We start from the raw sequence: 19,020 nt of genomic DNA, 5'->3' as shown, positions 1-19,020 counted from the left end.
ACGAAGCAACCTCTACATAAATAGATTGATTGCTTCGTTCTTTATAATAATGCTACTTTATTTATTTATCCTAATGAGCGCGTTAGGGATTGCAATGACATCCTTTTTATTTCTTTTCTGAAATAAAAAGATACAATGTAAAGCCCGACCTTTAGGTAACGCCCAAAATTATAGTATTTCAAATATCTAAAAACTGATTAAAATCAGTTTACGCAACATTTATTACTTCTGTAATTTGTGGCGCATACTTTTTTATAGTTGCTTCAACGCCATTTTTTAAGGTCATTTGATTTACAGAACATCCTGTACAAGCACCTTCTAGTTGAACATTAACAATATTATCTTCTATAGATAAAAGTTTAATATTGCCTCCATCACTCATTAAAAAAGGGCGAATTTCTTCTAACGCTTTTTCTACATTATTTAATGTTTCTTGTGCTGTCATATGCTTATTTTTTCACTGAACTACAACCACTCATTGTTGTAATTCTAACAACTTCTGTTGGTGGTAAGTCTGCGTTTCTTTTTAATAATTCTGCAACCATTTCTTTAGTAATATCATTAAATGATTTTTCTAAAATAGTTCCGTTTTGTAAAGCTACCGGATGACCAACATCTCCTGCTTCTCTAATACTTTGTACTAAAGGAATTTCTCCTAAAAACTTAGTTTTAATGTCTTCTGCTAAATTTTTAGCACCGTCTTTACCAAAAATATAATACTTGTTATCTGGCAATTCTTCTGGTGTAAAATACGCCATATTTTCAATGATTCCTAAAACAGGTACATTAATATTTTCTTGTTGAAACATTGCAACTCCTTTTTTAGCATCTGCCAACGCAATATTTTGTGGTGTACTTACTACAACTGCTCCGTTAATTGGTAAAGCTTGCACAATTGATAAATGCACATCTCCTGTTCCTGGAGGTAAATCGATTAAAAGAAAGTCTAACTCGCCCCAATTACCATCAAAAATTAATTGATTTAATGCTTTTGACGCCATTGGTCCACGCCAAATTACTGCTTGGTTTGGATCTGTAAAAAAGCCTAATGATAATAATTTTACACCATAGTTTTCTACAGGCTCCATTTTAGATCTACCGTCTATATTTACAGAAAGTGGTCTTGCTTTTTCTACATCGAACATGATGTGTTGTGACGGACCGTAAACATCGGCATCTAAAACACCTACTTTAAAGCCCATTTTAGCTAAAGAAATTGCTGTATTTGCGGTAATTGTAGATTTACCAACACCACCTTTACCAGATGCAATTGCAATAATATTTTTAATATTAGGTATTGCTTTTCCCTTAATTTGATTCGGGTTTACTTTTTCTGCAGGCTTTTCTACTTTTACGTTAACTTTTACAATAATTTGCTCGTCAACATTGGTTTGAATTGCCTTGGTTATTTCCGTTTCAATTTTCTTTTTAGCTTGTAAAGTTGGGTTGCTAATGGTAACATCTACCTCTACTTCATTACCAAAAGTAACAACGTTAGTTACATTATTGTTTTCTATTAAACTTTTACCTTCTCCGGGAGCGGTAATTGTTTCTAATGCCTTGTATATATCTTGTTTCTTAAAACTCACGTTTTCTTATATTTAATCTTACTTGCAAAGATACGTCTTACTGCTCAGAAAAGAAAGTTTGTAGATTGCGATTATTTATGAATTGATAGGTTGAAATTATAGACACAAATTGCACTAATACTTTTGTAATTGTTTGATAATTTAAGAAAACTAAGACAACTCTTCCACAGGATTCCAAAATACTTTTTCTAAATCTTGAATTTGGTTTTCGATTACAATAATCCCTTCGCTTTCTAGTAATTGCTGCATAAGGTTTGTACCATCAAAATGATGTTTGCCAGTAAGCAATCCTTTTCTATTGACAACTCTATGTGCAGGAACATCGTCTAAATTATGCGCTTTATTCATTGCCCAACCTACCATTCTTGCAGATCTTGCTGCTCCTAAATACGTTGCAATTGCTCCGTAACTGGTAACTTTACCAAAAGGAATTAGACGAGCTACTTGGTAAACTTTATCAAAAAAATTATCGGATTCTTTCACGTTGTGAAGATAATATTATTACAGAGAATTTAAAGAGGTAAAGGTATACATTATCAACAGTAATGTTATGAGATTCCTCAATCGCCTAAAAAGGCTCATTTCGGAATGACAATAGAGCGTTTTAATGAATGTTCAAAAAAAAACTAGTACTCATTAAAATGAATACTAGTTTTTTATTATATCTAATAACTCCTTCAATCACCTAAAAAGGTTCATTTTCAGAATTACAAAAAATTAATATTTTAATCGAAACTTAATATAAGTAATAGGTTTATCTACTTCTAAATATTGTTTTTCGTAAAAAGTTTGTGTTTCTGTAACTTCTTTTGGTGCGCCTTCATTTTTATACACGGTATGGTTTGCATATAAAATTTCGTGCCCTTCTCCATGTAACAAACCTAAAGTATAACCATGCATAAATTCAGAATCTGTTTTTAGATTCATAATTCCTTCTGCATTAAGAATATGATGGTATTTTTTCATAAAACTAGAATTGGTCATTCTATGTTTTGTACGCTGAAATTTTATTTGAGGATCTGGGAACGTAATCCAAATTTCTGAAACTTCATTTTCGGCAAAAATAAAATCGACCAACTCTATTTGAGTTCTCACAAAAGCTACATTATCTAGATTTTCTTCTATTGCAGTTTTTGCTCCTCTCCAAAAGCGAGCGCCTTTAATATCGATACCAATATAATTTTTATTTGGATTTTTTCTAGCCAAAGCAATGGTATACTCTCCTTTACCACACCCCAACTCTACAACAATAGGATTGTTGTTACCAAAAAAAGAATGCCATTTACCTTTATGAGAAAAATCTGTTACAACTTCTTCTCTAGTTGGCTGAATGACATTATTAAACGTTTCATTTTCCTTGAAACGTTTCAGTTTGTTTTTGCTTCCCAAATTATTCTTTTAAGCTTTATCTTCTGTTCCTTCTCTCTTAAACTTAAGAGCTTGTCCCATCCAATATGCGAATAAACATAATAGAACTAATAGAAATCCCCAATTAACGGCATTAGAAATCCACCAACCAAAATCTGCATGTGCTACACTTAAACGTAACCAATGGAATGGCGTAAATAATAAATCGGTAAATAAACTACCAATCCATCTAAAAATATTGCTTGCTATCATAACTTAATTATCTTTACGCTGCAAAAATAACAAAAGAAACGATGCTAGCCAATTTTTTAGAGAAATCTAAACCAATCAATTTTATAGTCTATTTTGGACTCTTTTTTTGCTTCTTTATAATTACTGTTTTTTCTAACTTGTTAACAGATAATTTCACTTGGCTAAAAGCTATGGAAAACATCTCTTTTTTAGGACTCTTTTTAATTGTTTTTTTCTTCTACAATTTTATCGTCTCTAAAAATAAATTAACATTTGACCACTCTTATGCATTCTTTATTTTTATATTAACAAGTATTCTTTTTACCCCCAAGCTACTCGAGCTTAAAGCCCTGTTAACATTAATAATTTACCTTCTTTTTTTAAGAAAAATATACAGTTTACGTTCCTATAAAAAGTTAATTCAGAAATTATTTGATAGTGGCTTTTGGTTAGGTATTCTTTTTATCTTAGAACCTTTTACCTTGTTTTTTTTCGTTCTAATTTACGCCTCTATTTTATTGAGAAAAAAAGTTTCTTTTCACACTTTACTAACTCCAATTCTTGGGTTTATTTCTCCCTTAATTGTTTATTTTTCGTACTTATTTTGGCATGATTCTAATGTAGAGTTTCAACAATTTTTTGCCTTTAATAATATAAATAATGTATTTATTTATACAAAAGACACCACACTATGGATTTTTGGAACAGTACTTCTGCTAGCTGTTAGTTCTATATTCTTAAAATCGCCGAAAGCATTATCTGTAAATAATTCTTTTAAAAAAAGTTGGATTGTTTTAATTATCAACACAATTATCGCAGTTGTTTTTGCTTTAATGATTACTGAAAAAAATGGAACTGAAATTGTTTATTTTTTGATTCCTGCATCTATAATTATAGCAAACGGTTTTGAAGTAATTGAAAAGATGATTGTTAAAAACATACTATCTGGATTACTTTTAATAGGTACAGTAATCACATATTTCTTACTATAATTTAGTCCCAAAAGCTAAATCGCCAGCATCACCTAAACCAGGAACTATATATCCTTTACTATTTAACTCAACATCTATTGCTGCGATCCATAAATGTGTGTTTTCTGGAAATTTATCTTTTATAAACTCGATTCCTTCTTTAGAAGCAATAACTACTAAAATATGAATTTCTGCAGGAGTTCCTTGTTTTTTTATTGCCTCATAAACAGACACTAAAGATTGTCCTGTTGCTAACATAGGATCTAACAACAATAATGTTTTGTTTTCAATTGATGGAGCTGCAAAATACTCTACTACAATTTCAGATTTAGCATCATTGTTTGGATGATGACGGTACGCAGAAATAAAAGCATTTTCGGCATCATCAAAATAGTTTAACACACCTTGATGCAAAGGTAATCCCGCTCTTAAAATTGAACATAAAACAACATCGTTATCAAATAATTGTTCTGTTTTTTCACCTAAAGGAGTTTCAATAGAAACATTTTTATAAGAAAGGTTTTTACTTAATTCATAGCCTAAAACCTCACCAATTCTTTCAATATTCCTTCTAAAACGAAGTGAATCTTTCTGAATGTTAACATCTCTAATTTCTGCAATAAATTTATTAAGAATAGAATTTCCTTCTTGTAAATGGTGAATAATCATTGTAAATAATTTTTGAACAACAAATGTAAAGCAATTGTATAAAATTGTATCTTGCATCTACACAAAAGATTAACAAAAAACTAAAAAATGGGAATGCAATGAAATACCCTGTAATTTTTGAAGCAAACAAACCCATGTTATCGCATCTAGATAAAATATACCCTGGTCAGGTATTAAGAATACCGACTTTAGTAGACTAATTAAAAATCAACCAACCAAATTAGAAGAGTTTCAACATATAATTTGAAACTCTTTTTTTGTGCCTTAAACTAAAAATTATCCTCAACTTTGCAAGCTAATTTTAGAATTCTATTTTTTTGAAAATAAATCAAAGAACAATCGCATTAATTGCAGTTTCTATAGCTACCGTAATTTATGGACTTAATTACACTATTGCTAAAGAGGTAATGCCTACTTATGTAAAACCTTTTGGCTTTATAGCAATACGAGTAATGGGTGCAACATTAATTTTTTGGCTTCTAGGATTTTTTGTTAAATCACAGAAAATAGATAAATCAGATTATAAAAATATTGTATTGGCTTCCTTTTTTGGTGTTGGTTTAAATATGCTTTCCTTTTTTAAAGGATTAAATTTAACAACACCTATTAGCGCATCTGTAATGATGGTAACTTCACCAATTATGGTGTTAATTTTTTCTAGCCTATTATTACGAAAAGCTATCGGAAAACAAAAAATATTAGGAGTAATTATTGGTTTAGTAGGTACCATTTTACTTATTATGTATGGTAATTCATCTAACACAAATGCAACAAATAGTAATTGGGGCAACTTTTTGGTATTTGTTAACGCAGCTTCTTATGGATTGTATTTAGTAATCTCTAAAAATTTGATTTCAAAATACCATCCAATTGTATTTGTTAAATGGCTGTATTTAATTGGATTGCTTTTTACAGTTCCTTTTGGATACCGAGAATTAACAGAAGTTGCTTGGCAAGCAATACCCCCTAATATTTATTGGAATATTGGCTTTGTAATTGTCTTTACCACTTGTATTACCTATCTTTTTAATTTATATGGTTTATCAAAATTAAAACCAACAACGGTTAGTGTTTTTATTTATTTACAACCTGTAATTGCAACTATTTACGCTCTTATAGTTGGTAGTGACTCTTTAAACCTTATAAAAATTGGCGCAACAATACTTATTTTTTGCGGTGTATATTTAGTAACCAGACAAGTAGAAAAATAGACGCTAATTAAAACCAATAAAACAGGCTTCGTTCGTTCAAATTAGTGAAATTTATCTGCATAAAAATTAGTACGAATCTGTATAATATGTGTCTTTATCATTTTCAATGATTTACAAGTGCATTCCCTTAAAAATTCTGTGAAATAAAAACTATATTTGCCCCTCATCTAAAATGTTGATTTTATGATTCAATCTATGACTGGTTATGGCAAGTCTGTATTACAATTACCTACTAAAAAAGTAACCATAGAAATTAAATCTTTAAACAGTAAAAACCTCGATTTAAACGTTCGCATTCCTTCTTATTATAAAGAGAAAGAATTAGCAGTTCGTAAAAAACTAGCCAGCGCTTTGGTTCGTGGTAAAGTAGATTTTTCAATTTTTGTAGAAATGACTGCAGATGAAACTTCTACAACTATTAATCACGGAGTGGTAAAGGAATATATGCAACAACTAAAAAATGTTGTACAAACCGGAACTTCTGATGATGTTGAATTATTGAAAATGGCAGTAAGAATGCCAGACGCTTTAAAAACAGAACGCGAAGAGTTAGATGAAAACGAATGGAACCTTATCAACGAAAGTGTAGATATTGCTATTAAAGATATTGTACAATATAGAATTGATGAAGCTGCTTCTTTAGAAATAGATTTTAAAGAAAGAATTGCTAATATTAAAACCTATCTAGAAGAAGTAAAATCTTTAGATGGAGATAGAGTAGAAAACGTAAAAACACGTTTAAAAAAGGCTATTGACGATTTAAAAGTAGATACTGATGAAAATCGTTTTGAACAAGAATTGATTTACTATCTAGAAAAATTAGATATCAATGAAGAGAAAGTTCGTTTAGCAAATCACTTAGATTATTTCTTACAAACAATGGAGTCTGAAGATTCTAACGGTAAAAAATTAGGATTTATTGTTCAAGAAATGGGACGAGAAATAAACACCACTGGTTCTAAAGCTAATTTTGCACCAATGCAAAAAGCTGTGATTCAAATGAAAAACGAACTAGAACAAATTAAAGAACAAATTTTAAACGTATTGTAAGCTTTTCTGCAAGGTTTATAAAACCAAGTAACTATTACAATATTCTAATTACAAGATGCTAAAGCAAGTTTAGCATGACAAATAATAAAATATATGTCAGATTTTAAAGGAAAATTATTCGTCTTTTCTGCACCTTCTGGTTCAGGTAAAACAACCATTGTACGTCATTTATTAAAGCAAGAAAGATTTAACCTAGAGTTTTCTATTTCTGCTACTTCTAGATCACCAAGAGGAGAAGAAAAAGATGGTGAAGACTATTATTTTATCGACCTAAAAGAGTTTAAAAATAAAATTAAAGGCGATGAATTTTTAGAATGGGAAGAAGTTTATAGAGACAACTTCTACGGAACTTTAAAAAGTGAAATTGAGCGTATTTGGGCATTAAAAAAACATGTTATTTTTGATATTGATGTAGTTGGTGGATTGCGTATTAAAAAGAAATATCCAAACGAAACATTGTCTGTTTTTGTAAAACCACCAAGTGTAGATGAGTTAAAAATTCGTTTAAAAAAACGTTCTACAGAAAGTGAAGACAAAATAAACATGCGTATTGCAAAAGCTTCTGTAGAGTTGGCAACCGCACCGCAGTTTGATAAAATTATAAAAAATTACATTTTAGAAGATGCTTTGCAAGAAGCAGAAGAGTTGATGAGTAATTTTTTAGAATTGAACTAAGAGACAAGACTGAAAAAGAAACAGAGGTAAAAAGAAACAATAGTCAAGATTAAATAGAGAATAAAGAAAAAGTATTTTTTTAAACATAAAACAATCTTGCTTCTTGATTCTAAAATCTTTAAAAAGAATATGAGTAAAATAGGTTTATATTTTGGCACGTTTAACCCAATGCATATTGGGCATTTAATTATTGCCAATCACATGGTAGAAAATTCGGATTTAGATGAAATCTGGATGGTTGTTACACCTCACAATCCGTTTAAGAAGAAAAGCTCTTTGTTAGATAATCATGAGCGTTTTGAAATGATATATAGAGCAACCGCAAATTACCAAAAAATTAAACCTTCAGATATTGAGTTTCATTTACCGCAACCTAATTATACCGTTCATACGTTAGCACACGTCTCTGACATGTACCCAAACAAAGAATTCTGTTTAATTATGGGGGAAGACAACCTAAAAAGTTTACATAAATGGAAAAATTATGAAACTATTTTAGAACATCATCACATTTATGTGTACCCTAGAATTGCTGATGGTACTATGGATGATCAATTTAAAAATCATGCTAAAATTCATAAAGTAGAAGCTCCTATTGTACAAATATCTTCTACCATGATAAGAAAGGCTATAAAGAATAAAAAAAATACGCAACCATTATTACCTAAAGAGGTTTGGGAATACATAGATGAAATGAACTTTTACAATTCATAATTAAAATATATTTATATCGCTCTTACACATAATATACTCTATGAGCGTTTCGTTGTATATTTGTTAAACATCAAATAAATATTTGTGGCTAAAAAAGATAAAAAAAAGGGAAAACTTAAACAAAAACTAACTGATAAATACAGGTTGGTTGTTTTAAATGAAGACACTTTTGAAGAACGTTTTTCATTAAAACTATCAAGATTAAATGTATATGTTTTGGGTGGTTTTTTTTCTATATTATTAATAGCTAGTACCATTTTATTAATTGCATTTACCCCTTTAAAAGAGTATATACCAGGCTACTCTTCTACTGCTTTAAAAAGAAAAGCAGCAAATTTAACTTTTGAAGCAGATTCTTTAAAAATTAAATTAGCAGTTTTAGAAAACTACACAAAAGCATTAAGACCTGTTTTAACAGGAGAAATTCAACCAGAAAGTATAGATTCTATACAGGCAGAAGCAAGACATCGTTTTATAGACGAGAGTGAATTAGCTGCCACAAAAGAAGATTCTTTATTTAGAGAAAAGGTAGAAAGTGAAACGCTATTTTCTATCGAACAAAATGCAAAAAGCAATGTTAAGGTGGTCTTTTTTGCCCCTTTAAACGGTACAATATCTCAAATTTTTGATGCCACTTCTAAACACTTTGCTGTAGATATTACCGCAAAAAGCGGAACACCAATTAAAGCAACTGCAGATGGTACTGTTATTTTTTCTGGATGGACTACAGAAACAGGCTACGTTATCATTTTAAAACATGCTAAAGATTATATTTCTGTTTATAAACATAACGGAAACTTATTAAAAGAACAAGGAGACTTTGTAAAATCTGGTGAAGTAATTGCCACCATAGGATCTACTGGAGAATTAACTACAGGACCACATTTACATTTTGAACTTTGGAGCGGTGGTTATGCCGTAAACCCAACAAATTTTATAGATTTTAAATAATGAGCATCAAATCATTTTTTGCGATTCCGTTTGCTAAAATTGCAACAAAAAAAGTTTATAAATGGGCGAATACCCCACATAAAACACAAGAAAAAGTTTTTAAAAACTTAATTTCTAAAGGAAGTAAAACCGCTTTTGGAAAAGATCATAATTTTGATACTATTTCTAATTATGAAGATTTTAAAAAACAAGTTAAAGTTACAGATTACGAAGGTTTAAGACCTTACGTAGATAGAATTGTAGCCGGAGAATCTGATGTACTTTGGACTGGTAAACCATTATACTTTGCCAAAACTTCTGGCACAACATCTGGCGCAAAATATATACCGATCACCAAAGATTCTATGCCTACACATATTAAGGCGGCTAGAAATGCCTTGTTATTTTATATCAAAGAAAAAAACGATGCAAGTTTTGTGGATGGAAAAATGATTTTCTTACAAGGAAGTCCTGTTTTAAATGATAAAAACGGTGTAAAGTTGGGTAGATTAAGCGGAATTGTAGCGCATTATGTACCTCAATACTTACTAAAAAATAGGTTACCAAGTTGGGAAACCAACTGTATAGAAGATTGGGACACCAAAGTAAATGCCATTGTAGAAGAAACCATTAATGAAGACATGTCTGTAATTAGCGGAATTCCTTCTTGGGTACAAATGTATTTTGAAAAACTGATTGAAAAAACTGGGAAATCAGTTTCAGAACTGTTCCCTAATTTTAATTTCTTTATTTATGGAGGTGTTAACTTTGAGCCTTATAAGAATAAGTTTGAAAGTTTAATTGGTAAAAAAATCGATTATATAGAATTGTATCCAGCATCGGAAGGCTTTATTGCGTATCAAGATTCTCAGACAGAAAAAGGAATGTTGTTGCAATTAGATTCTGGTATGTTTTACGAGTTTATTCCTGCGGATGAATTTTTTAATGAAAATCCAACAAGAATTTCTTTAAAGGATGTAAAAATGGGTGTTAATTATGCCATCATTTTAAACACAACAGCGGGTCTTTGGGGTTATAATATTGGTGATACTGTCGAGTTTACATCAACAAAACCTTATCGAATAAAAGTTACCGGTAGAATAAAACATTTTATATCCGCCTTTGGCGAACACGTTATTGGTAAAGAAGTAGAAAAAGCTTTAAACGATTCTATTAAAGGCACCAACATAAATATTAGTGAGTTTACAGTAGCACCGCAAGTAAGTCCAGATAGTGGATTACCGTATCATGAATGGTTTATAGAATTTGAAAATGAACCAGAAAACCTAGAGGAATTTGCTTCTAAAATTGATGCATCTATGCAGGCTCAAAATATTTATTATATCGATTTAATTGAAGGAAAAGTTTTACGCCCTTTAATAGTTAGAAAAGTAAAAAAAGGTAGTTTTCATGAATATATGAAATCTATTGGTAAATTTGGAGGACAAAATAAGATTCCGCAATTATCTGATAACAGAAAAATTGCAGATGTTTTAAATAATTTTATAATTAAAGAGTAACAAAATACACACAATATGGGAGGAGATTTTTTATTTTTAGGATTGGCAATAGCTTTGGTTATTGTATACTTTTACAACAAGTTTAGAAACAGAAGATAATTAGAATGCTTTATCCTTTCGAACAACGAATGAAAAGAAATCTTAAATGAATTATATTTCTAAATTGTTCTTCATTTCGAAATGACAAACTAATAAAAAACACAAATGAGTACAATTAGAATTACAAAACAATTTAGCTTTGAAACAGGGCACGCTTTATATGGTTATGACGGTAAATGCAAGAATGTTCACGGACATTCTTACAAACTTTCTGTAACAGTTTCTGGAAAACCAATTGAGGACAATAACAATGTAAAATTTGGAATGGTAATTGACTTTGGTGACCTAAAAAAAATAGTTAACGAAGAAATTGTAGATATTTTTGACCATGCAACTGTGTTTAATAAAAACACACCTCATGTAGATTTGGCTAAAGAATTAATGGATAGAGGACATCATGTTTTGTTGGTAGACTACCAACCAACAAGCGAAATGATGGTGATTGATTTTGCCGAAAAAATTAAAAATAGGTTGCCAAAAAACATCAAATTACACGCTATAAAGTTACAAGAAACAGATTCTAGCTTTGCGGAATGGTATGCTAGTGAAAATTAAATACTTTAATTTTATACTAAAAAAGAGCCAATATTAATTTATAATATTGGCTCTTTCTACTTTAGTAAATTTAATTCACTAAATGACGTTACAAGAATTGCTGTAATAAATTAGACTGATAAAAATTTAATTGAAGTTTTCATTTTATAATTTGTTTTTAAGCTTAAATACTAAAGATGGTAATACCTTTAAAAGGTTGCGTCTTAAAAAAAATATTTTAATCTGTTTTGTTTTAAAATTTGTTTTCGATTATTTTCAGGTAATCTATCAATTTCTAGCGTGTCTGAAATTGGTTTATCGAATTGATATATTCTTAATTGTCTTGTGTTCAGTTCGAGTATTTTTTCAATCCCTTTAGGTCAGTCTGAACATCCATTTCCATTTGTTGAACAGATAAGTTTTTGAATTCAGCTCCGCTTTGAGTTTTTAAATCCGTTTTCCACCACTCAATGACTTCGTTTGGCACAAACTTGTGAATGAAAATTACATTCAATTCTTTATCAAAAAGTTCCCAATTTTCTTCGTTAGAATTAATTTAAAATGTTAGTTCTTTCATTATTTAAAAACTGGGTTCAACTAATAATAAAGTAATACAAATAAAGTTTTAACTCAATAAAGAAAATATTACTTACCATTAAAAGTATTCATGGTATTATTTAAACCTGCGGTACCAAAAGAAGTAATTACTTTAGCAGATGTTGGTAAACGCTCTATTAATTCGCTGGTTTCTTCTTTTTTCCACTCACCAAGTACATAATCTACCTGTCTACCTCTACCATAATTACCACCTACTCCAAATCTAAAACGAGCATATTGCTGGGTATTTAATTTTTCTTGAATATCTTTTAATCCGTTATGTCCTCCTGCAGATCCTTTTGCTTTTACACGAATTACTCCAAAATCTATATTTACATCATCTGTAACTACTAAAATATTTTCTACAGATATATTTTCTTTATCCATCCAATATTTTACAGCTTTACCACTTAAATTCATAAAAGTACTTGGTTTAAGCAAAACAAACGTTCTTCCTTTAAATCGGAAGTTAGCTACATCTCCAAGCTTTTCAGTTTCAAAAGTAGCACTGTGCTCTTCTGCAACCTCATCTAAAATTTTAAACCCAATATTATGACGCGTATTTGTGTATTGTTCACCAATATTCCCTAATCCAACAATTAAAAATTTCTTCATCAACTCTTCTTTAGATTCAACTTTAATACCAAATATTTCAGAAAAAAAGTTTGTAAAATTCATTCTTCAAAAATAAGAAGAATTAAATAAATTTAGATTGCCTAACTATAATTATAAGCGCAAAAAAAAGCGCTACAGATTTGTAACGCTTTTTGTTAATTTATGTGTGCAAAATAATTTATTCTGCAGCAGCTTCTGTAGCTTCTTCTTCATCTTCATCGTCTGCAGAAACAGTAGCATTACGAGATGTTCTTACTTGCACAACAACAGTGTTGTCTGGGTGCATAAATGTATATCCTTCAGTTGCTAATGATGTTACTGTTAATTTATTTCCAATTTTTAATTTAGAAATATCTGCAGATACAAAATCTGGTAAGTTAGCAGGTAAAGCTTTTACTCTTAATTTACGGTTTGTAAAACGTAAAGAACCACCATTTAATACCCCTGGAGAAGTTCCAGTTAATTGTACAGGAATCTTCATTGTAATTTCTTTATCATCAAATAATTGATAAAAATCTACATGAATAATTTTGTCTGTTACCGGGTGAAACTGAATGTCTTGTAAAATTGCTGGTATTTTTTGTCCATCAATATCTAAACTTGCTGTATACACATTTGGAGTGAATACCAACTTTTTAAACGCTTTTTCTTCTGCTGAAAAATGTATTGGGTTTTCTCCTCCGTATATAACGCAAGGAACCATACCAGCATTACGTAAGGCTTTAGTAGCTACTTTACCTACGCTTTCTCTTTTTGATCCTTTAATTGAAATTGATTTCATTACTTTTTGTATTATTTATTTACATTAAAAATTGTCCACTAATTGAAGTATTGTCTTGCACTTTATGCATAACATCCGCAAATAATGGCGCGCAAGATACCACTTTTATTTTAGATGTCTCCTTTTTTAACGGAATAGTGTCTGAAACAATCAATTCTGTTAATCCTGAGTTTTCTATTTTATCATAAGCGTCACCAGAAAGGATTGGATGTGTACAAATTGCTCTTACACTTAATGCGCCTCTTTCCATCATTAAATTTGCTGCATGTGCTAACGTGCCCCCAGTATCAATCATGTCATCTACTAAGATTACATTTCTACCTTTAACGTCTCCAATTAACTCCATATGACCAATTTGATTGGCTTTAATACGTTGTTTATAACAAATAACAACATCACATTGCATGTGCTTAGAATATGCATATGCTCTTTTAGAACCTCCCATATCTGGAGATGCAATTGTTAAATTGTCTAATTTTAAGCTATTAATGTAAGGCATAAAAATAGTAGAAGCAAACAAGTGGTCTACTGGTTTTTCGAAAAACCCTTGAATTTGGTCTGCATGTAAATCCATCGTCATAATTCTAGTTGCTCCAGCAGATTCTAAAAGCTTTGCAACTAATTTTGCTCCAATAGCAACTCTAGGTTGATCTTTTCTATCTTGTCTAGCCCAACCAAAATACGGCATAACTGCTGTAATGTGTCTTGCTGATGCTCTTTTTGCTGCATCACACATTAACAACATTTCCATTAAATTATCTGCATTCGGAAATGTAGAACCAATAATAAAAACACGTCTTCCACGAACAGATTCTTCAAATGCTGGCTGAAATTCTCCGTCACTAAAGTAAGTTGTTTTAACTTTTCCTAAGGTTGTATTGTATTCTTTTGCAATTTTCTCTGCCAAAACTGTGCTTTGTCTGCAGGCAAAAAGTTTTGGGGCTAACTGATTTGTAGGCATTTAGTTGTTTTTTTTTTGTTGTGTTGTTGTAAGTGTACAAAAGTAGAATTTATTTATTGACTTTGAAATTTATTTATAGACTTTAAAATAAAATAATTTTATACATTTGCAATCTTATTAATACTTGCTCAAGTGGCGGAATTGGTAGACGCGCTGGATTCAAAATCCAGTTCTTTCGGGAGTGTGGGTTCGATTCCCACCTTGAGTACAAAAAAACCCTGTTAATCACTTGATTTACAGGGTTTTATCTTTTTAAGAGTAACGCAATAGTAACACAAACAATCTTACAAAGGTTAAAAAAGGAAAGAAAAAACATTTTTTTAATTTTCAACTAAAGGGTCTAATTCATTTGCTTTTTTAGTTGCCCACTTGATGTAATCTAAGTCACTTTGTTCTTTGTACTCGCTAAGACTATACTTTTTTTCAAGAGCTTTAATATAAAAACGAATTTCATTTGCTTTTTTATAATTTGATGCATTTTGAAGAAGAAGTTCAACTTTTTTATCTTCAACTTCAACCAACCTTTCTCTCTCCTGCTCTAACAATTTTTCTTGTTCTCTTTTCCTTTCTGCTATTTTATTACTTTCATCAATTTCATAGTAATATTTACTTTTCTTTTCTATGTGTTCAAATATTGACTGAATATCATCTTCAATTTTTTTAGTCTTTTTATCAATCCAACCTTTTCTATAAGAATATCCAACTTGAAATTCTAAGTCTTCACTTTTGACAAATACATTATGAGAAAAACTATACCCTTCTTCTTTTACTCTTTTTCTGTAAAATTTTTGCCTTAAATTAAATTCAGTTAACTGACCATACATTTCTATTTGAGACCTATTACAATCAATCTTGATAGAATGATTATTCTTTTCTAAAAGACTCAAAAGTTCATTCATAAAATTAAACGCTCTGTTTCTTAATTTAGGCTCTACAGATATTCATAAATTCCTTCCCTTATAACTATGTCTTTCCCCCCAAGTTTTTACGTTTTCTGAATCTAACTTATTTAATTCATTTTTGGTTTTTATAATTAAGGGGTGTAATATTTTTGACACAATATTTTTTTTAAAAATTAACGCTTATTTATATAGCAATAAAAAAACAAAAAGATATTTTTTATAGACTCTAACTTATATAGATATTTTAATTTAAACTTAGGAATTATAAACAAAAACTCATGTTAATAGCAGAAGATATTTACAAAATAGCGAAAGAATTACCCATTAAAGAATTTATAAGACTAAATGATTTATTAATAAACGATTTGAATAAATCTCAAATGGATATTGAATTAAAAAAACCTTTATCAAAACCTATAAAAAAATATTCAAAAGAATACTATATGAAAAAACTTATTGCTAAAAAGAAACTCACAATCTAAATTTCTAATGAATTTAAACATGACCTCCAACACCTTTAAACTTCTCTACGAACGCAGCAATCTTTTGAAAAACACTTTGCTTTTTAGTTAAGTACTGAGGGTTTAAAGGACTCATTTTAGGTAAAATTGAATTTAACTCTGTACCGTTTTCACTGGCATACTCACGTTTCAATGATGACATTAAGTAGCGTATCGCTGCATCCTCATTAAGGTTCTCATCTGCAATCAGGGATGATGCTTCGGTTTTTTGTTTTTCTTGTGCGTATCCAAAGAAAGCATCTATAATAGTTGCTTTATCTGAAATATCATCCAAGTTAGTATCATTGATAAAATCTACAACTAAACTTTCTTTTGCTCTGTTGCCTATGCTTGCACGAATTACACGTCTAATTTCTTCTACTAATTCTTCTTTATTCTTCGTTTGCTTACTGTGATCAAAAATTAATTCCAGAATATAATCTAAGTTAATCTCTTGAGATTTTAATAAATCTATTTCAAAAACCACATCATCCCAATCGATACCAGATTCTTCTGCTTCGTTTCCTTGTTTTTCTCGTCGTAACCAATCACGAATATCATTATATGTGGAGCGGTAATCTTGAACAGTTCTTTCTGCAGGTAATTCTATTTCTTTCATTACAGAAATATCTTCATCTGAAACAAAGTGCGTGTCTTTAAACGTTTCGACAGCTATAGGGTCGTTCATGTCTACAGATTGAAAAGCTTTCAGGTTTGTAAATTCGTCGTAATTTTGAAGTATATTTTCTACTCGTAAATATTCTCCAAACAGTTTAGAAAATTCTTTTTTATCCTTTTCTGTTACAATTTCATCTGGATTAGGGAATTTTTCATTTAATTCTTCTATCACTTCAACATAACCACGACGTGCTTTTCCTGTGGCAATATCTGTAAAGCCTTCTAAGTATTCTTTATAGCTTTTTTCTAGTACCACATCTCTTGTGTTGCTATCACCAAAAAGTGTGATAGCATCAATTGTTGCTTGTTCTAAATCTCTAAAAGTTACAATATTTCCAAACGTTTTAGTAGCATCATAAATACGGTTGGTACGTGAAAACGCTTGCATTAAACCGTGATAACGTAGATTTTTATCTACAAATAAGGTATTTAAAGTAGGTGCATCAAAACCTGTTAAGAACATCCCTACTACAATTAATAAATCGACTTCTTTATTTTTAACTTTTTTTGCAAGATCACGGTAATAGTCTTGAAAGCCTTTGCTATCAATACCATAATTCATTTTAAACATTGCATTGTAATCGTTAATAGCTGCTGTTAAAAACTCTTTAGCACTGGTATCCATTGCTGTAGGCTCAAAGGTTTCATCTTGTATTTCTCCAATGGCACCTTGTGCTTCATTTGCTGCAAAAGAAAAAATGGTTGCTATCTTTAAAGGCTTATCGCTATCTTTTTGAAGCTTGTTTAACTCTTCATAATAACATTTTGCGGCATCTACACTACTTACTGCAAACATGGCGTTAAAACCGTTATTAGTTCCTTTTGTACGATGTGTTTTTTGTCTGAAATGTTTTAAAACGTATTGCGAAATCTCCGTAATACGCACAGGGTGTAATAAGGCTTTTTTATTTTCTGCTCCTGTTAATTTTTTTAAGTCTTGCTCTGTTTCAACCCCTTTAAATTTAGGGCGCACATTATTATAATCTACTTTAAACTTTAGTACTTTTTCATCTCTAATAGCATCTGTAATAACATAAGAATGTAGTTCTGTACCAAATACACTTTGGGTAGTTTCTGAACCTAAAGCATTTTCAGGAAAAATAGGTGTTCCTGTAAAACCAAACTGATAGAATTTTTTGAATTTCTTTTTTAAGTTTTTTTGTGCTTCACCAAATTGCGAGCGGTGTGCTTCATCAAAAATAAAGACGACTTGTTTTTTATAAATCGCTAAATCATTTTCACCTTTCATTAAATTATTCAATTTCTGAATGGTGGTAACAATAATCTTATTATCGGTTTTATCTATGTTTCTTTTTAATCCTGCTGTACTATCTGAACCGTTTACACTATCTGGCGAAAAGCGTTGGTATTCTTTCATGGTTTGAAAATCTAAATCTTTTCTATCTACCACAAAAAACACTTTATCTACAAAATCTAGTTTGGTTGCTAAACGTGCTGCCTTAAAACTGGTTAGTGTTTTTCCAGAACCTGTGGTATGCCAAATAAAACCACCACTTTCTGTTGTTGCCCAGTTTTTTGCATTAAAAGAACTTTGTATTTTCCATAAAATTCGTTCTGTTGCTGCAATTTGATATGGACGCATTACCAACAATACATCACTTACATCAAACACCGAATAGGTAAGCAATACGTTTAAGAGTGTGCGTTTATCAAAAAAAGTGGTTGTAAAGTCTTTTAAATCTTTAATTAATGAATTATCTGCCTTTGCCCAATTCATCGTAAAATCAAAACTATTTTTATTTCGTTCTACGGTGTTGGCAAAATAACGGCTGTCTGTACCGTTAGATATTACAAATATTTGCAAGAATTTAAACAATGAGTTTGACGTATTAAAACTCTCTTTAGTATAGCGGTGTACTTGATTAAAAGCTTCACGAATAGCAACACCACGTTTTTTAAGCTCTATTTGCACTAAAGGCAAACCGTTTACTAAAATAGTAACATCATACCGATTGGCTTGTGTGCCTGTTTGCTCGAACTGAGAAATAACCTGTAATTTATTACGAACCACATTCTTTTTATCTACTAAATAGATGTTTTGAATATGTCCATCATCAAATACAAAATCATGAATATAATTATCGTGTAATTTTCTTGTTTTATCTACTAGATTATCACTTGGTTTATCTAAATATTCTATTACAAAACGCTCCCATTCTTTATCTGTAAACTGCATAGCATTCAGATTTTGCAATTGTACACGCACATTAGCCAACATAGCGGTTGGTGTGGTTAAGTGTTGCACATACTCATAACCTTGATTGATTAAATCTTTTACGAGTTCTTTTTCTAAATCTGCCTCTGTTTGGTAACTTGCAGGTGCTTCATTTAGTTCTGAAAACTTAGTGTACTTGTCTAAGACAATAAAATTATTGGATTCTGCTATGGTTTTGTAGGTGCTCAT

At 30.4% G+C, this 19,020-nt stretch carries 20 protein-coding genes, 1 tRNA gene and 1 pseudogene; 11 read left to right on the top strand and 11 right to left on the bottom strand.

What is annotated here, in order from left to right; all coding sequences use genetic code 11:
* Nucleotides 1-208: 208 nt before the first annotated feature.
* From H0I28_RS14900 to H0I28_RS14880, 5 genes are all read right to left on the bottom strand, one after another.
* The gene (locus H0I28_RS14900; RefSeq protein ID WP_165734354.1) at nt 209-445 is read right to left on the bottom strand and encodes a NifU family protein; all 237 of its coding nucleotides are present in this window, start codon (nt 443-445) and stop codon (nt 209-211) included.
* Between the two features lie 4 nt (nt 446-449).
* A complete protein-coding gene (locus H0I28_RS14895) occupies nt 450-1,589 on the bottom strand; it encodes an Mrp/NBP35 family ATP-binding protein (RefSeq protein WP_218754964.1) in 1,140 nt (379 codons plus the stop codon).
* Between the two features lie 150 nt (nt 1,590-1,739).
* Nucleotides 1,740-2,072: an MGMT family protein gene (locus tag H0I28_RS14890; RefSeq protein ID WP_218754963.1), complete on the bottom strand. Its 333-nt coding sequence runs from the start codon at nt 2,070-2,072 to the stop codon at nt 1,740-1,742.
* A gap of 234 nt (nt 2,073-2,306) precedes the next feature.
* The gene (trmB, locus tag H0I28_RS14885; RefSeq protein ID WP_218754962.1) at nt 2,307-2,978 is read right to left on the bottom strand and encodes a tRNA (guanosine(46)-N7)-methyltransferase TrmB; all 672 of its coding nucleotides are present in this window, start codon (nt 2,976-2,978) and stop codon (nt 2,307-2,309) included.
* Nucleotides 2,979-2,987: 9 nt separating this feature from the next.
* A complete protein-coding gene (locus H0I28_RS14880) occupies nt 2,988-3,209 on the bottom strand; it encodes a hypothetical protein (RefSeq protein WP_218732225.1) in 222 nt (73 codons plus the stop codon).
* Between the two features lie 41 nt (nt 3,210-3,250).
* On the opposite strand from H0I28_RS14880, the gene H0I28_RS17615 reads away from it, so the two are divergent.
* Entirely contained in the window at nt 3,251-4,180 is a 930-nt protein-coding gene (locus tag H0I28_RS17615; protein WP_254712788.1) for a DUF6427 family protein, read from the top strand.
* Here the strand turns inward: H0I28_RS17615 and upp are convergent.
* A complete protein-coding gene (gene upp, locus H0I28_RS14870; protein ID WP_218759590.1) occupies nt 4,175-4,828 on the bottom strand; it encodes a uracil phosphoribosyltransferase in 654 nt (217 codons plus the stop codon). The genes H0I28_RS17615 and upp overlap by 6 nt on opposite strands.
* 65 nt (nt 4,829-4,893) lie before the next feature.
* Here upp and H0I28_RS14865 point away from each other — a divergent pair.
* From H0I28_RS14865 to H0I28_RS14830, 8 genes and pseudogenes are all read left to right on the top strand, one after another.
* Nucleotides 4,894-5,028: pseudogene (locus H0I28_RS14865) on the top strand (peptidoglycan-binding protein LysM); the annotation flags it as partial.
* 123 nt (nt 5,029-5,151) lie between these two features.
* Nucleotides 5,152-6,039 carry a DMT family transporter gene (locus H0I28_RS14860; RefSeq protein ID WP_218733738.1) on the top strand — a complete coding sequence of 296 codons (888 nt, stop codon included), beginning with the start codon at nt 5,152-5,154 and terminating at the stop codon, nt 6,037-6,039.
* A gap of 195 nt (nt 6,040-6,234) precedes the next feature.
* Nucleotides 6,235-7,089 (top strand): YicC family protein, encoded by an 855-nt coding sequence (locus tag H0I28_RS14855; RefSeq protein ID WP_218761794.1) that lies wholly within the window; start codon nt 6,235-6,237, stop codon nt 7,087-7,089.
* Between the two features lie 93 nt (nt 7,090-7,182).
* On the top strand, nt 7,183-7,764 hold the full coding sequence (gene gmk / locus H0I28_RS14850; RefSeq protein ID WP_218759589.1) for a guanylate kinase: 582 nt from the start codon (nt 7,183-7,185) through the stop codon (nt 7,762-7,764).
* Between the two features lie 129 nt (nt 7,765-7,893).
* A complete protein-coding gene (nadD, locus tag H0I28_RS14845) occupies nt 7,894-8,478 on the top strand; it encodes a nicotinate (nicotinamide) nucleotide adenylyltransferase (RefSeq protein ID WP_218759588.1) in 585 nt (194 codons plus the stop codon).
* An 84-nt stretch (nt 8,479-8,562) separates the two neighbouring features.
* The gene (locus tag H0I28_RS14840; RefSeq protein WP_218732220.1) at nt 8,563-9,429 is read left to right on the top strand and encodes a M23 family metallopeptidase; all 867 of its coding nucleotides are present in this window, start codon (nt 8,563-8,565) and stop codon (nt 9,427-9,429) included.
* A complete protein-coding gene (locus H0I28_RS14835) occupies nt 9,429-10,928 on the top strand; it encodes a GH3 auxin-responsive promoter family protein (protein ID WP_218759587.1) in 1,500 nt (499 codons plus the stop codon). Before H0I28_RS14840 ends, H0I28_RS14835 begins: the two co-directional genes overlap by 1 nt.
* Before the next feature lie 204 nt (nt 10,929-11,132).
* Entirely contained in the window at nt 11,133-11,582 is a 450-nt protein-coding gene (locus H0I28_RS14830) for a 6-carboxytetrahydropterin synthase (protein ID WP_218732218.1), read from the top strand.
* A 624-nt stretch (nt 11,583-12,206) separates the two neighbouring features.
* Here H0I28_RS14830 and pth read toward each other — a convergent pair.
* The 3 genes from pth to H0I28_RS14815 all read right to left on the bottom strand — a co-directional run bounded on the left by pth (nt 12,207) and on the right by H0I28_RS14815 (nt 14,515).
* Nucleotides 12,207-12,836, bottom strand: a complete 630-nt coding sequence (gene pth / locus H0I28_RS14825; RefSeq protein ID WP_254712718.1) for an aminoacyl-tRNA hydrolase — start codon at nt 12,834-12,836, stop codon at nt 12,207-12,209.
* Nucleotides 12,837-12,951: 115 nt separating this feature from the next.
* A complete protein-coding gene (locus H0I28_RS14820; RefSeq protein ID WP_218754957.1) occupies nt 12,952-13,554 on the bottom strand; it encodes a 50S ribosomal protein L25/general stress protein Ctc in 603 nt (200 codons plus the stop codon).
* A gap of 19 nt (nt 13,555-13,573) precedes the next feature.
* On the bottom strand, nt 13,574-14,515 hold the full coding sequence (locus tag H0I28_RS14815; RefSeq protein ID WP_218759586.1) for a ribose-phosphate pyrophosphokinase: 942 nt from the start codon (nt 14,513-14,515) through the stop codon (nt 13,574-13,576).
* A 126-nt stretch (nt 14,516-14,641) separates the two neighbouring features.
* Here H0I28_RS14815 and H0I28_RS14810 point away from each other — a divergent pair.
* A tRNA-Leu gene (locus tag H0I28_RS14810) sits at nt 14,642-14,723 on the top strand.
* Between the two features lie 112 nt (nt 14,724-14,835).
* Here H0I28_RS14810 and H0I28_RS14805 read toward each other — a convergent pair.
* Entirely contained in the window at nt 14,836-15,414 is a 579-nt protein-coding gene (locus tag H0I28_RS14805) for a hypothetical protein (RefSeq protein WP_218759585.1), read from the bottom strand.
* Nucleotides 15,415-15,695: 281 nt separating this feature from the next.
* On the opposite strand from H0I28_RS14805, the gene H0I28_RS14800 reads away from it, so the two are divergent.
* On the top strand, nt 15,696-15,899 hold the full coding sequence (locus H0I28_RS14800; protein WP_218732213.1) for a hypothetical protein: 204 nt from the start codon (nt 15,696-15,698) through the stop codon (nt 15,897-15,899).
* A 13-nt stretch (nt 15,900-15,912) separates the two neighbouring features.
* On the opposite strand, the gene H0I28_RS14795 is transcribed toward H0I28_RS14800, so the two are convergent.
* Entirely contained in the window at nt 15,913-19,020 is a 3,108-nt protein-coding gene (locus tag H0I28_RS14795; RefSeq protein WP_218759584.1) for a type I restriction endonuclease subunit R, read from the bottom strand.

This window comes from Polaribacter sp. AHE13PA, assembly GCF_019278505.1.
Lineage (GTDB): Bacteria > Bacteroidota > Bacteroidia > Flavobacteriales > Flavobacteriaceae > Polaribacter.
The sequence above is the reverse complement of the archived record's forward strand: the minus strand, read 5'-3'. Positions and strand labels throughout refer to the sequence as shown.

Excerpts from the sequence above, each read along its gene's own strand:
- H0I28_RS14900 (WP_165734354.1), bottom strand. The coding sequence starts at position 445 with ATGACAGCACAAGAAACATTAAATAATGTAGAAAAAGCGTTAGAAGAA.
- H0I28_RS14880 (WP_218732225.1), bottom strand. The coding sequence starts at position 3,209 with ATGATAGCAAGCAATATTTTTAGATGGATTGGTAGTTTATTTACCGAT.
- H0I28_RS17615 (WP_254712788.1), top strand. The coding sequence starts at position 3,251 with ATGCTAGCCAATTTTTTAGAGAAATCTAAACCAATCAATTTTATAGTC.
- upp (WP_218759590.1), bottom strand. The coding sequence starts at position 4,828 with ATGATTATTCACCATTTACAAGAAGGAAATTCTATTCTTAATAAATTT.
- H0I28_RS14855 (WP_218761794.1), top strand. The coding sequence starts at position 6,235 with ATGACTGGTTATGGCAAGTCTGTATTACAATTACCTACTAAAAAAGTA.
- gmk (WP_218759589.1), top strand. The coding sequence starts at position 7,183 with ATGTCAGATTTTAAAGGAAAATTATTCGTCTTTTCTGCACCTTCTGGT.
- nadD (WP_218759588.1), top strand. The coding sequence starts at position 7,894 with ATGAGTAAAATAGGTTTATATTTTGGCACGTTTAACCCAATGCATATT.
- H0I28_RS14835 (WP_218759587.1), top strand. The coding sequence starts at position 9,429 with ATGAGCATCAAATCATTTTTTGCGATTCCGTTTGCTAAAATTGCAACA.
- H0I28_RS14830 (WP_218732218.1), top strand. The coding sequence starts at position 11,133 with ATGAGTACAATTAGAATTACAAAACAATTTAGCTTTGAAACAGGGCAC.
- pth (WP_254712718.1), bottom strand. The coding sequence starts at position 12,836 with ATGAATTTTACAAACTTTTTTTCTGAAATATTTGGTATTAAAGTTGAA.
- H0I28_RS14820 (WP_218754957.1), bottom strand. The coding sequence starts at position 13,554 with ATGAAATCAATTTCAATTAAAGGATCAAAAAGAGAAAGCGTAGGTAAA.
- H0I28_RS14815 (WP_218759586.1), bottom strand. The coding sequence starts at position 14,515 with ATGCCTACAAATCAGTTAGCCCCAAAACTTTTTGCCTGCAGACAAAGC.
- H0I28_RS14805 (WP_218759585.1), bottom strand. The coding sequence starts at position 15,414 with ATGAATGAACTTTTGAGTCTTTTAGAAAAGAATAATCATTCTATCAAG.
- H0I28_RS14800 (WP_218732213.1), top strand. The coding sequence starts at position 15,696 with ATGTTAATAGCAGAAGATATTTACAAAATAGCGAAAGAATTACCCATT.
- H0I28_RS14795 (WP_218759584.1), bottom strand. The coding sequence starts at position 19,020 with ATGAGCACCTACAAAACCATAGCAGAATCCAATAATTTTATTGTCTTA.